Consider the following 13,478-nt stretch of genomic DNA (forward strand, 5'->3'; position numbering starts at 1 on the left):
CGATGTACAAAACCATTGAAGACGAAGTCCTGAAGCGAACCGCGCCCGCCGAGCTGTGGGCCGAGTTCATCCAGCATGAGTTCGAGCGCCTGCGCTCGTTCTGCCTGCTGATCTTCGTCGCCAGCATCAGCGTGTGGGTCATCTTCGACCTGATCGTGAGCTTTCTCGGCGGCCAGGGCTTCACCTGGCGCTCGATGGTGTTTCTCGTGGTCTTCGCGATGCTGACCGTGATCCTGCTGTTCACCCGCCGGGCCCGGCACTTCGACGTGCTCAACCTGCTGTTCGTGCTGACCATGACCCTCGGCGTGCGCCTGCTGATCGAGGGTCTGCCGTCCAGCTACCAGCCGGCGTGGCTGGTGCTCGGCGCCTCCAGCGTCCTCTACAGCACGTCGGTGCTGCCGATCAGCCGCTGGTCGTTCTATGCCGCGCAGGTGACGATCTGGCTGGTGCTCAACCCGTTCCTGCGCACCGACATCGGCCTGTTCGAGCTCAGGGGCGTACTGACGGCCTGCTACAGCGTCTTCCTCTGCGGGTTGACCATCTACACGTTCCTGAAGCTGCGCGAGGCCAAGCTGCACAACTACATCATGTCCCGGCTGCTGCTGGACCAGGCCTACAACGACACCCTCACCGAAATCCCCAACCGCCGCTCGTTCATGGCCCGCGCCGAAAAACGCCTGATGGCCGTCCCCCGCGAACAGGACCACTACCTGGCGATGATCGACATCGACAACTTCAAGAAAGTGAACGATGTGTACGGCCACGACGTCGGCGATGAAGTGCTCAAGGCCATTGCGGCGGACATCAAGTCGGTCATGGCGCCGTATGAATATGCGCGCCTGGGCGGCGAAGAGTTCGCCATCTACCTGGCCGGGGTGCGCCACGCAGACGTCGAGGCGCTGGCTGGCGAACTGTGCCGGACCGTGCGCGAACGGCCGACCCGGCACCCGGTGACCATCAGCATCGGCGTCACCCGGGTGGAGGACGGCGACACCCTCAACCAGGCGCTGATCAAGGCGGATGAAGCGCTGTACGAATCCAAGCACACGGGGAAGGACCGCTACACCTTTCACGGCTGATCGCGAATCTTCGCGACCCGGCCGTACGGGGTGCCGATGCCGGCCCCTTGGCCGGCAGGGCCACCAGGCAAGCATCAGCGATGCCTAGCGCCCGCCGCCCAGATCGACAAAAGTGCCGGTGGCGTAGGACGCCTTGTCCGAGAGCAGCCAGACAATCGCCTCCGCCACCTCGTCCGGCCGCCCCCCACGGGCCATCGGAATCGCCGACTCCAGCTTGCTGACCCGGTCCGGATCGCCGCTCAACGCATGGAAATCGGTGTAGATGTAGCCCGGCCGCACCGCGTTGACCCGGATCCCCTCGCCCGCCACTTCCTTGGACAGGCCGATGGTGAAGGTGTCCAGCGCGCCTTTGGAGGCGGCGTAATCGACGTATTCGTTGGGCGAACCCAGGCGGGCGGCCACCGACGAGACGTTGACGATGCTGCCGCCCTGCCCGCCGTGCTTGGGCGACATGCGCAGGATCGCGTGCTTGGCGCAGAGGATCGGCGCCAACACATTGGTTTTCATGATCTTGAGGATGCGGAACTCGGACATTTCGTCGACCCGCGACTTGTGGCCGACCGTGCCGGCATTGTTCACCAGCGCGGTGACACGGCCCAGCTCCGTGTCGACCCGGTGGAACAGGCCCACCACTTCGTCCTCGATGCTGACGTCGGCCCGTACGGCGATGGCCTGCGCGCCCATGGCCCGCACCTGGTCGAGCACCTGGTGGGCGGCTTGCTCGTCGGCCTGGTAATTGATGCAGATCCGGTAGCCCTGCGCGGCGGCCAACAGCGCCGTGGCGGCCCCGATCCCGCGCCCGCCGCCGGTGATCACAATGACTTTATCCATGCTGGCTATCCCCCGATGCACACGTGACAGTCGAGGGCAAGAATAACCGCCATCGGCGGGTTTTGCATGGCTGCACATTGCCCATCGGGATCGCCGTGGCGAGGGAACCGGGTCAGCCCGCCGCCAGACGCCCGCTGCGCTGGCGCACGCCCTGCAGGAAGTGCTCCGCCGGCATCGGATGCCCCAGCAGGTAGCCCTGCAGCGAATCGCAGCCCAACTGGGTGAGGAAGTCCTGCTGCACGCCGGTCTCGACCCCTTCGGCGACGATCCGCAGCCCCAGCGCCTGCCCCAGCGCGACGATCGCCGAGACGATGGCGGCATCATCGCTGTCGTGCTCCAGGTCACGCACGAAACCGCGGTCGATCTTCAGCTCGTTGGCCGGCAGGCGCTTGAGGTACATCAGGCTCGAATAGCCGGTGCCGAAGTCGTCGATGGACAGGTCGACGCCCATGTCCGACAGCTCCTGCAACACCGTCATGCTGGCGTCGGCATCGTTCATGGCCGTGGTTTCGGTGATTTCCAGGGTCAGGCTGTTGGCCGGCAAGTGATGGGTGGCCAAGGCCTTGGCCACGCTCTGCACAAGGCCCGAGTGGCAGAACTGCAGCGCCGACAGGTTCACCGCGATCCGCCAGTCGGTGTAGCCCAGCACATACCATTCGCGCATCTGCCGGCAGGCTTCGTTGAGCACCCACTCGCCGATGGGGATGATCAGGCCGGTCTTCTCGGCCAGGTCGATGAACTTGTCCGGCATCAGCATGCCGTCGGTGGGGTGCTGCCAGCGCAGCAGCGCCTCGGCGCCGACCGGACGGCCGTCGGCGGCGTCGAACTTGGGCTGGTAATGCAGGCTGAACTGGTTGTGCTCCAGGGCCGCGCGCAGATCCTGCAACAGCTGCAATTGCTTGCGGGCGTTGCTGTTCATCGAGGCGTCAAAGAAGCTGTAGCCGTTCTTGCCGCCGCCCTTGGCGTGATACATCGCCGCGTCGGCGTTCATCAGCAGTTCCTGGGCGTTCTGGCCGTTGCCCGGGTACAGGGCGATGCCGACGCTGGCGGAAATCTGCAGCTCGTGGTCGGCCACCCGGAACGACTGCGCGATCAGCCCCACCTGACGGGCCGCCAGGCCCAGGGCATCGTCGGGCTCGTTCAGGCGCACCAGCAGGACGAACTCGTCGCCGCCGATGCGCGCCAGGGTGTCCATGCTGCGCAGGTCCTGGCGCAGGCGCGCCGCCACTTCGCGCAGCAACTGGTCGCCCATGTGGTGGCCGAAGGCATCGTTGACCGGTTTGAAGCCGTCCAGGTCAATGAACATCAGGGCGAAGCAGCCGCCCTGCTCCTGCACCTTTTTCATGGCCTGGTTGATCCGGTCGTCCAGCAGCATGCGGTTGGGCAGGCCGGTCAGGGTGTCGTGCAGGGCCAGTTGGGTGAGTTCGCGGTTGGCCACCGTCAGGGAATGGGCCAGGTCGGCGGTGCGCGCCTCGAGGCGGGCGTCGAGGATCGAGGTCAGCAAGGCGATGGCCAGCACCGCCAGGGTGGTGATCAGCACCAGGTTGTCCAGCCCGTTGCCGTTCAGGCCGTCGAGCGCGGCGCCGCAGAAGCTGCCTTCGGGAAACCGCGCCGCCGCCATGCCGGTGTAGTGCATGCCGACGATCGCGATGCCCATGATGATTGCCGCCCCGGCGCGGAACAGTCGCACGTAGGGCGAATGCTGACGCAGGCGGAAGGCGATCCACAGCGCCGCCGCCGATGCGCCGACGGCGATCATCAGGGAGGCGCCGAACAGCGTCGGGTCGTAGTCGATCCCCGGCGTCATGCGCATGGCCGCCATGCCGGTGTAGTGCATGGCGCTGATGCCGGCGCCCATGACCAAGGCACCGACGCCCAACTGCCAGGCCGGCAGTTTCGGCTGGCTGACCAGCCACAGGGCAAAACCGCTGGACAGCACCGCGATCAACAGCGACAGCGCCGTGATCGCAATGTCGTAGCCCAGGCTGATCGGCAGCTTGAAGGCGAGCATGCCGATGAAATGCATCGACCAGACGCCGATGCCCATGGCGAACGCGCCGCCTGCGGTCCACAGATGCACGGCCCGCCCCTTGGCGGTGGCGATGCGCCCGGTGAGGTCGAGGGCGGTGTAGGACGCCAGGATCGCGACACACAGCGAAATGAAAACCAGGGTGAAGGAATAGCTACCGATGAGCATGGCGATTCTCGTGGCCACCCCGCCGCGGTCAGTCCATTGGGGTCGGGGCAAATGCGCCGATTGTACTGATTGCGCAGAAGAACGCACTGACTAAGTAATCAATTGGCCATCAAGCCGATGAAACGCTTGTTTGATGAGCGTGAACGGCTCTGGAACGACACTTGGGGCTGCCTGTGGCGAGGGAGCCTGTCGGATCGCCGCACCGTCCCGCCGGGGTGCGCAGCAGTCACGAGGCCAGTGAGCGCTGCGCGCTCACGCGGGAGCCAGCTCCCTCGCCACAGTGCACCCGCCGCCCTCAGCGGCTGTCGCTCATCTCCAGCTGGCCGTCCCAACCGCCCCCGAGCGCCGCGATCAACTGCACGCTGGCGATCAGGCGGCTCTGCAGCACGTTCAGCACGCTGCGCTCGTTGCTCAGCGCCGTGGCCTGCACCACCACCACGTCGATGTAGGCGATGAGGCCGGCCTTGTACTGGTTCTCGGTCAGGCGCAGGGAGTCCCGCGCCGCGTCGAGGGCTTCCTGGCGCACGCCCGCCTCGTTCTCGTACACCTTAAGCTGCACCAGGTAGTTCTCCACCTCGCGGAAGGCGTCCAGCACCGTCTGCCGGTACTTGGCCACAGTCTGGTCGTACACCGCCTCGGTGCGGTCGACTTCCGCCGAGCGGCGGCCGCCGTCGAACAGCGGCAGGTTGAGCTTGGGCCCCACCGACCAGAAGCGGTTCGGCAGGCTGATCAGGTTCCGGGACGTACTGCTGCTGTAGCCGCCGCTCAGGCTCAGGGTCAGATCCGGGTAATAGGCGGCCTTGGCCACGCCGATGTTGGCGTTGGCGGCGATCACCGAGCGTTCGGCCGAGGCGATGTCCGGGCGCCGTTCCAGCAGCTGCGACGGCAGGCTCAGGGGAATCTGCGGCAGCTTCGGGATGTCCTGGGTTTCGGCCAGCTTGAACTGCGCCGGCGGCTGGCCGGTCAGCACCGCGATAGCGTTCTCGAACTGCGCCCGTTGCCAGATGAGGTCCACCAGGTCGCCCTGGGTGGTCTTCAGCTGCGTCTGGGCCTGGGCCACCGCGTCACGCCCGGAGACCCCGGCGTTGTACTGGTTCATGGTCATCTTCAGCGAGCGTTCGTACGCCGCCACGGTCGATTCGAGCAAGCGCTTCTGCTGGTCGATCACCCGCAGCTGCAGGTAGTTCTGCACCAGCTCCGACTGCTGGCTCAGGCGCATCGCCGCCAGGTCCGCAAAACTGGCCTGGGCGCTGGCCTCGTCAGCCTCCAGCCCGCGGCGCAGCTTGCCCCAGATGTCGGCCTCCCAGCTGACGCCCAATTGGGTGTTGTAGGTGTCGCGGATGCCGCTGGAGGAACTGCTCAGGCTCGAACTGCTGCTGCCGGTGCCTTGGCTGGAGCGGGTCTTGCCGGCGCTGAGGTCGATGCTCGGGTAGAACGCACCGCGCGCGTCACGCACCAGGGCCTGGGCCTGGCGGTACTGAGCCTCGGACTGGGCGACGGTCTGGTTGGCGCTGTTGAGCTTCTCGATCAGTTCGTTGAGCTGGCGGTCGCCGTACAGCTCCCACCAGGCGCCGCGGGCCAGCGAGTCGCTGGGGCTGGCCTGGCGCCAGCCCTCGGCTTCCTTGTACTGGGCGATCTCGGCGGTCTGCGGGCGCTGGTAGTCCGGGCCGACGGCGCAGGCGCTGAGCATCGCCACGCACAGCGACAGGCTCAGCAGACGCGAGCCGCGGACGGAAGCCAGGTGGATAAGCGAACGGTCAGTCATAGCGGAGTTTCCAGAGCGGCATCGGTGCGCACGCCACGCCATTGGTTGAAGCGGTGGCGCAGCTTGTCGAGATAGAGGTAGACCACCGGGGTGGTGTAAAGGGTCAGCACCTGGCTGAAGACCAGCCCGCCGATGATGGTCAGGCCCAGCGGCTGGCGCATTTCGGCGCCTTCGGCGCGGCTGAGCAGCAGCGGCAAGGCGCCGAGGATCGCCGCCAGCGTGGTCATCAGGATCGGCCGCAGGCGTTGCAGGCAGGCGCTGCGGATCGACTCCAGCGGCGACAGGCCGTCATGGCGCTCCAGTTGCAGCGCCAGGTCGATCATCAGGATCGCGTTCTTCTTCACCACGCCGATCAGCAGGAACAGCCCGAGCAGCGAGATCAGGCTGAACTCGCCGCCCAGCGCGTAGATCGACAGCAACGCGCCGACCCCGGCCGACGGCAGCGTGGACAGGATGGTCAGCGGGTGGATGTAGCTTTCGTACAACACGCCCAGCACCAGGTACACCGCCAGCAGCGCACCGAGGATCATGAACGGCTGGCTCTTCTGGGTGGCGGCAAAGGCGTCGGCGGTGCCGGCCACCTTCACGATCACGTCTTCCGGCAGGCCGACCTTGGCGATGGCCCGCTCGATGGCGGCGGTGCCCTGCTCCACCGTCACGCCTTCGGCCATGTCGAAGGAAATGCTTTCGGAGGCGAACTGGCCTTCATGGCTGACCCGGTCGTCCTCCAGGCTGCTTTCGTAGTGGGCGATGGTCGACAGCGGCACCCGTGCGCCGTCGGCGGTGATGACCTGCACCTGATTGAGCGTCACCGGGTCCTGGGCGTATTTCGGATTGACCTCCATCACCACCCGGTACTGGTTGAGGCTGTCGTAGATTGTGGAGATCTGCCGCTGGCTGTAGGCGTTGTTGAGCACGGCGGTGACCATGTCCATGTCGATGCCCAGGCGCTTGGCCTGGTCGCGGTCGACGATCAGCGTCACCTGCTGCGCCCCGCGGCCCTCGCGGGCGTCGATGGCGGTCAGCTCCGGCAAGGCCCGCAGCGCCGTGACCACTTTCGGGTACCACTCGCGCAGCGCGCCCAGGTCGCCGCTCTGCAGGATGTAGGAATACTGCGAGGTGGTCTGTTCGCGGCCGCCGCCGAACTGCAGGTCCTGGTCGGCCATCAGCATCAGTTGCGCACCGGCCACCTTGGGCATTTCCTTGCGCAGGCGCTCGATGACCTTCTGCGCCGACAGGTTGCGTTCCTTGATCGGCTTCAGGCGCACGAGCATGAACGCGTTGTTGGTGCCGTTGCTGCCGCCGATGAAGCCGGCGACGCTCTCCACCGCCTCGTCCTTGAGCACCGCCCGACGGAAGATCTCCATCTTGGGCTGCATCACGCTGAACGACAGGCCGTCGTCACCGCGCACGAAACCGATCAGCTGGCCGGTGTCCTGCTGCGGCATGAAGGTCTTGGGCACCACCACGTACAGCGCGACGTTGACGCCGACGGTGACGATCAGGCTCAACAGCGTCAGGCGCCGGTGGCGCAGCACCCAGTCGAGGCTGGTGGCGTACTTGCCGACCATCCAGTCGTTGGTGCGCCGGCTCCAGCGCTGCAGGCGGTTCTCCTGCCCCGGCACATGGGGCTTGAGCCAGCGGGCGCAGAGCATCGGCGTCAGCGTCAGCGACACCACCAGGGAGACGACGATGGCCGCCGCCAGCGTGATGGAGAACTCACGGAACAGGCTTTCGATGATCCCGCCCATGAACAGGATCGAGAGGAACACCGCCACCAGCGACACGTTCATCGACAGCAGGGTGAAGCCGACTTCCTTGGCGCCCATGTACGCCGCGCGCATCGGCTTGACGCCCTCGTCGATGTGCCGGGAGATGTTCTCCAGCACCACGATGGCGTCGTCCACCACCAGGCCGGTGGCGAGGATCAGCGCCATCAGCGACAGGTTGTTCAGCGAGAAGCCGTACAGGTACATCACCGCAAAGGTGCCCACCAGCGACACCGGCACCGCCAGGGTCGGGATCAGCGAGGCGCGGAAATTGCCCAGGAACAGGAACACCACCAGGATCACCAGCGCCACGGCGATCAGCAGGGTCATCTCGGCCTCGTGGAGGGTGGCCTTGATCACCGGCGAGCGGTCCATCGCCAGGTTCAGCTTGACGCTGGCCGGCAGCACCGCCTGCAACGCCGGCAGCTGGGCCTTGATCTCGTTGACGGTCTCGATGATGTTGGCCCCGGCCTGGCGGTTGATCACCAGCAGCACCGCCGCGTCATCGTTGAAGAAGCCGCTGTTGTAGCGGTCCTCGACGCCGTCGCTGACCTTGGCCACGTCCTTGAGGCGCAGGGCTGCGCCGTCGGCGTAGTGGATGATCAGCGACTCGTAGTCCTTGGCCTTCTCCAGTTGATCGTTGGCCTGGATCTGCCACAGGCGCTGGCCGTCTTCGACCGAGCCCTTGGGCCGGCGCACGTTGGCCCCGTCGATGGTCTTGCGCACGTCGTCCAGGGACACGCCGTACTGGTTCAGGGCCTGGGGCTCGAGCTCGATGCGCACCGCCGGCAGGGAGCTGCCGCCGATCTGCACCTCGCCCACGCCCTGCACCTGGGACAGGCTCTGGGACAAGATGGTCGAGGCCAGGTCGTAGAGCTGCCCCTTCTCCAGCACGTCGGAGGTCAGTGACAGCACCATGATCGGCGCCTGGGACGGGTTGACCTTCTTGTAGGTCGGCATGCTGCGCATGCCGCTGGGCAGCAGGTTGCGCGAAGCGTTGATCGCCGCCTGCACTTCCCGCGCCGCGCCGTTGATGTCGCGGTCGAGGTCGAACTGCAGGATGACCCGGGTCGAACCCTGGCTGGAACGGCTGCTCATGGTGTTGACGCCGGCGATGGCGCCGAACGAGCGCTCCAGCGGCGTGGCCACCGTCGAGGCCATGACCTCGGGGCTCGCGCCGGGCAGGCTGGCCTGCACGACGATCACCGGGAAGTCCATCTGCGGCAGCGGCGACACCGGCAGCAGGCCGAAGCTCACGCCGCCCAGCAGCATGATCGCCAGGCTCAGGAGCATGGTCGCCACGGGGCGTTTGATGAAAGGGCCAGAGAGATTCATGGGTGGCAACCACTAGCCGCAAGCCGCAAGCCACAAGCAGGAAAGCCACACGGGATCCGCTCTTTTCCTGCAGCTTGACGCTTGAAACCGGCCATGGCCTTCATACCGCCACCTCTTCGTTGGCGGACTTGCCGAAGCGACGCCCCAACCGGTCGAAGTACAGGTAGATCACCGGCGTGGTGAACAGCGTCAGCACTTGGCTGGCCAGCAGGCCGCCGACCATCACCAGGCCCAGCGGTTGGCGCAGCTCCGCGCCGGAGCCGGTGGCCAGCATCAGCGGCACCGCACCGAACAGCGCGGCCAGGGTGGTCATCAGGATCGGCCGGAAGCGCAGCAGCGCCGCCTGGTAGATCGCCTGTTCGGGCGCCATGCCCTGATGGCGTTCGGCGTCGAGGGCGAAGTCGATCATCATGATCGCGTTCTTCTTGACGATGCCGATCAGCAGGATGATGCCGATGATCGCGATCATGCCCAGGTCGTTGCCGCTGAGCAGCAGCGCCAGCAAGGCGCCGACCGCCGCCGACGGCAGGGTCGAGAGGATCGTGACCGGGTGGATATAGCTCTCGTACAGCACGCCCAGCACGATGTACATGGTCACCACGGCCGCCAGGATCAGCAGCAAGGTGCTCGACAACGAGGCCTGGAACGCCTCGGCCGCGCCCTGGAAGCGGGTCTGCACCCCCAGCGGCATGCCGATGTCCTTCTGCACCTGCTCGATGATGTCGACCGCCTGCCCCAGCGCCACGCCCGGCGCCAGGTTGAACGACATCATCACCGCCGGGAACTGGCCGATGTGGGTGATCGCCAGTTGCGCCTGGCGTTCCTCGACACGGGCCAGGCTCGACAGGCGCACCTGGGCCCCGTCGGTGGTCTTGACATGGATCTGGTCCAGCGCCTGCGGGCCGATCTTCTCCCCGGCCTGGGCCTGGAGCACCACGCGGTACTGGCTGGCCTGGGTGTAGATGGTGGAGATCTGCCGCTGGCCGAAGGCGTCGTACAGCGCGTCGGTGATGTTCGACACCGACACGCCCAGGCGCGAGGCCGCATCGCGGTCGATCACCAGGTACACCTGCAGGCCCTTGTCCTGCAGGTCGCTGGCCACGTCGGTCAGTTCGGGACGTTGGGCCAGGGCGTCGACCAGGCGTTTGCTCCACAGGCTCAGCAGGTCGGCGTCCGGCGACGACATGCTGAACTGGTACTGGGTGCGGCTGACGCGGTCTTCGATGGTCAGGTCCTGCACCGGCTGCATGAACAGGCGGATGCCCACCAGTTTGTCCACCTGCGGCTGCAGCCGGGCGATCACGTCGGCGGCGCTCAGGTCACGTTCGCGGTGCGGCTTGAGGTTGATCAGCAGGCGGCCGCTGTTGAGCGTGGCGTTGTCGCCGTCCACGCCGATGTAGGACGACAGGCTTTCCACCGCCGGATCGTCGAGGATCACCTTGGCCAGCGCCTGCTGGCGCTCACCCATGGCGGCGAAGGAAATCGACTGCGGCGCCTCGGAAATGCCCTGGATCACCCCGGTGTCCTGCACCGGGAAGAACCCCTTGGGCACCGCCATGTACAGGAACACGGTCAGCGCCAAGGTGCCGACGGCCACCAGCAGCGTCAGCGGCTGGTGCCGGAGCACCCATTGCAGCATCCGGCCGTAGACGGCGATCATCCAGTCGATGAACTCGCCGCTGGCCCGGTAGAAGCGGCCCTGTTCGTGGGCCTGCGGCTCGCGCTTGAGCAGGCGGGCGCACATCATCGGCGTCAGGGTCAGCGACACCACGAGGGAAATCAGGATGGCCACGGCCAGGGTGATGGCGAATTCGCGGAACAGCCGGCCGACCACGTCGGCCATGAACAGCAGTGGAATCAGCACGGCGATCAGCGACAGGGTCAGGGAAACCAGGGTGAAGCCGATCTGCCTGGCGCCCTTGAGCGCGGCCTGCATCGGGCTGTCGCCCTCCTCGATGAACCGGGCGATGTTCTCCAGCATCACGATCGCGTCGTCCACCACGAAACCGGTGGCGATGGTCAGGGCCATCAGGGTCAGGTTGTTCACCGAGAAACCGGCCAGGTACATCACGCCGAAGGTGCCGATCAGCGACAGCGGCACCGCCACCGACGGAATGATGGTGGCGCTGGCCCGGCGCAGGAACAGGAACGTCACCATCACCACCAGGGCGATGGCGATCAGCAGCTCGTGCTGCACGTCGGTGACCGAGGCGCGGATGGTCTGGGTGCGGTCGGTGAGCACGGTGACCTCAAGGCCCGCCGGCAGGTTGTCGGTGATGCTCGGCAGCAACGCCTTGATCCGGTCGACCACCTCGATCACGTTGGCGCCGGGCTGGCGCTGGATGTTCAGCAGCACGGCCTGGTTCTGGTTGGCCCAGGCGGCCAGCCGCTCGTTCTCGGCGCCGTCGACGATCTGCGCGACGTCCTTGAGCCGCAGCGGCGCGCCGTTTTTGTAGGCCAGGATCAGGTTGGCGTAGTCCTCGGGTGACCGGAGCTGGTCGTTGGCGTCGAGCATCGACACCCGGGTCGGGCCGTCGAAGTTGCCCTTGGGCTGGTTGACGTTGGATGCGCCGATCAGGGTGCGCACGTCCGACAGGTTCAGGCTGTTGGCCGCCAGCGCCTCGGGGTTGACCTTGATCCGCACCGCCTGGCGCTGGCCGCCGGCGATGCTGACCATGCCGACGCCGCTGATCTGGGCGATCTTCTGCGCCATGCGCGTATCGACCAGGTCGTTGAGCTTGGGCAGCAGCATGGTCTTGGAGGTGATGGCCAGGGTCAGCACCGGGGTGTCCGCCGGGTTGACCTTGTTGTACACCGGCGGTGCCGGCAGGTCGCTGGGCAACAGGTTGGTGGCGGCGTTGATCGCGGCCTGCACCTGCTGTTCGGCGACGTCCATGTTGATGTCGAGGCTAAAGCGCAGGGTCAGCACCGAGGCGCCGCCGGAACTGGTGGAGGCCATCTGCGTCAGGCCGGGCATCTGCCCGAACTGGCGCTCCAGCGGCGCAGTCACGGCACTGGTCATCACATCGGGGCTGGCGCCGGGGTACAGGGTCATGACCCGGATGGTCGGGTAGTCGACCTGCGGCAGGGCCGACACCGGCAACAGGCGGTAAGCGATCAGGCCGGCCAGGACGATGGCCAGCATGCTGAGGGTGGTGGCGACCGGGCGGAGGATGAACAGCCGTGAGATGTTCATGCGCCCTTCTTGGCCTTGTCGCCGGCGGCCGCATCAGGCGCGCCGGCCGCGGACTTGCCCTGCAGGTGGCCGGTGGGGGTGGCCGGCACGTCCTGGCTGTCGTTGACCACTTCCACCTCGCTGCCCTCCTTCAGACGGTCGGTGCCTTCCAGCACGACGCGGTCGCCGGGCGCCAACCCTTCGGTGACCACGGTGTTGTCGCCGTCGCTGGCGCCGATCTTCAACTGACGCAGGGTGACCTTCTTGTCACCGTCCATCGCGTAGACGAAGGTGCCGTTGGTGCCGAACTGGATCGCCGCCGACGGGGCCAGCAGCACGCCCTTGAGGGTATCGGCCAGCAGGTGGACGTTGACGAACTGGTTGGGGAACAGCGACTGGTCGCGGTTGTCGTAGCGCGCCTTGAACTTCAGGGTGCCGGTGGCCACGTCGATCTGGTTGTCCAGGCTCTGCAGCACGCCGGTGGCCTGCAGGCGGGTGTCGCCGCGGTCCCAGGCCTCGGCCGGCAGCCTGGCGCCGCTGCGGTAGCGGGCGAGCACGGTGTCGAGGCTGTTTTCCGGCAAGGTGAAGGCGACGCTGATCGGTTGGGTCTGGGTGATCACCGCCAGGGCCGTGGTGTCGTTGGCCGCCACCAGGTTGCCGACATCGAGCTGACGCAGGCCGACGCGGCCGGCGATCGGCGCGCGGATCTTGGTGAACTCAAGATTGAGCTTGGCGTCGTTGACCGCCGCCTGGTTGGTCTTGACCGTGCCCAGGTACTGGCCGACCAGCGCTTCGGCGGTGTCCAGGGTCTGCTTGGCGATGCTGTCTTCCTTGTACAGGCCGCGGTAGCGCTCGACATCGACCTGGGCGTTCTTGAGTTGCGCCTGGTTCTGCAGCAGGGTGCCCTCGGCCTGGAGCAAGGCGTTCTGGTACGGGCGCGGGTCGATTTCCGCCAGCAGGTCGCCGGCCTTGACCATCTGGCCCTCTTCGAACCAGATCTTCACCACTTCGCCGCCGACCCGGCTGCGCACATTGATGGTGTTGAGCGCGGTCACCGTGCCGAGCGCCTTGTAGTACAGCGGGAAATCCCCCTTGACCACCGGCGCGACACGCACCGGCACCGGCCCCGAGCCGCCGCCGAACCCCGGACGCATCATCCCCGAACGGCCGGTGTGGCCGGCCTGGGCCTTCTCGCCGCCCTCCTTGTGGGCGGTGCCGGCGGGCCAGAATTTCCAGCACAGGCCGGCGACGGCCACCAACACAAGCAGGCTGAGCAGCCAGCGACGGGAATGACGGGGGGACGATTGCATCGAGTGATTGACCATAG

Annotated in this window: 7 protein-coding genes; 1 reads left to right on the forward strand and 6 read right to left on the reverse strand. The window is 66.6% G+C overall.

From position 1 onward, the window contains the following. The first annotated feature begins 2 nt into the window (after nt 1-2). Nucleotides 3-1,079 (forward strand): GGDEF domain-containing protein, encoded by a 1,077-nt coding sequence (locus KVG96_RS11970; protein ID WP_217892256.1) that lies wholly within the window; start codon nt 3-5, stop codon nt 1,077-1,079. Between the two features lie 84 nt (nt 1,080-1,163). Here the strand turns inward: KVG96_RS11970 and KVG96_RS11975 are convergent, their stop codons facing one another. The 6 genes from KVG96_RS11975 to KVG96_RS12000 form a co-directional block, all read right to left on the reverse strand. Then, a complete protein-coding gene (locus tag KVG96_RS11975) occupies nt 1,164-1,910 on the reverse strand; it encodes an SDR family oxidoreductase (RefSeq protein ID WP_217892257.1) in 747 nt (248 codons plus the stop codon). 112 nt (nt 1,911-2,022) lie between these two features. Further along, nucleotides 2,023-4,107, reverse strand: coding sequence for a putative bifunctional diguanylate cyclase/phosphodiesterase (locus KVG96_RS11980; RefSeq protein WP_217892258.1), 2,085 nt, complete (start codon nt 4,105-4,107; stop codon nt 2,023-2,025). Nucleotides 4,108-4,402: 295 nt separating this feature from the next. Beyond that, a complete protein-coding gene (locus tag KVG96_RS11985) occupies nt 4,403-5,872 on the reverse strand; it encodes an efflux transporter outer membrane subunit (protein ID WP_217892259.1) in 1,470 nt (489 codons plus the stop codon). Next, the gene (locus tag KVG96_RS11990) at nt 5,869-8,976 is read right to left on the reverse strand and encodes an efflux RND transporter permease subunit (RefSeq protein ID WP_217892261.1); all 3,108 of its coding nucleotides are present in this window, start codon (nt 8,974-8,976) and stop codon (nt 5,869-5,871) included. The genes KVG96_RS11985 and KVG96_RS11990 overlap by 4 nt, the downstream gene beginning before the upstream one ends. Nucleotides 8,977-9,076: 100 nt before the next feature. Next, a complete protein-coding gene (locus KVG96_RS11995) occupies nt 9,077-12,172 on the reverse strand; it encodes an MdtB/MuxB family multidrug efflux RND transporter permease subunit (protein WP_217892262.1) in 3,096 nt (1,031 codons plus the stop codon). Then, the gene (locus tag KVG96_RS12000) at nt 12,169-13,476 is read right to left on the reverse strand and encodes an MdtA/MuxA family multidrug efflux RND transporter periplasmic adaptor subunit (protein ID WP_217892263.1); all 1,308 of its coding nucleotides are present in this window, start codon (nt 13,474-13,476) and stop codon (nt 12,169-12,171) included. The genes KVG96_RS11995 and KVG96_RS12000 overlap by 4 nt, the downstream gene beginning before the upstream one ends. Between the last annotated feature and the right edge of the window lie 2 nt (nt 13,477-13,478).

It is taken from the genome of Pseudomonas ekonensis (genome assembly GCF_019145435.1).
Classification (GTDB): domain Bacteria; phylum Pseudomonadota; class Gammaproteobacteria; order Pseudomonadales; family Pseudomonadaceae; genus Aquipseudomonas; species Aquipseudomonas ekonensis.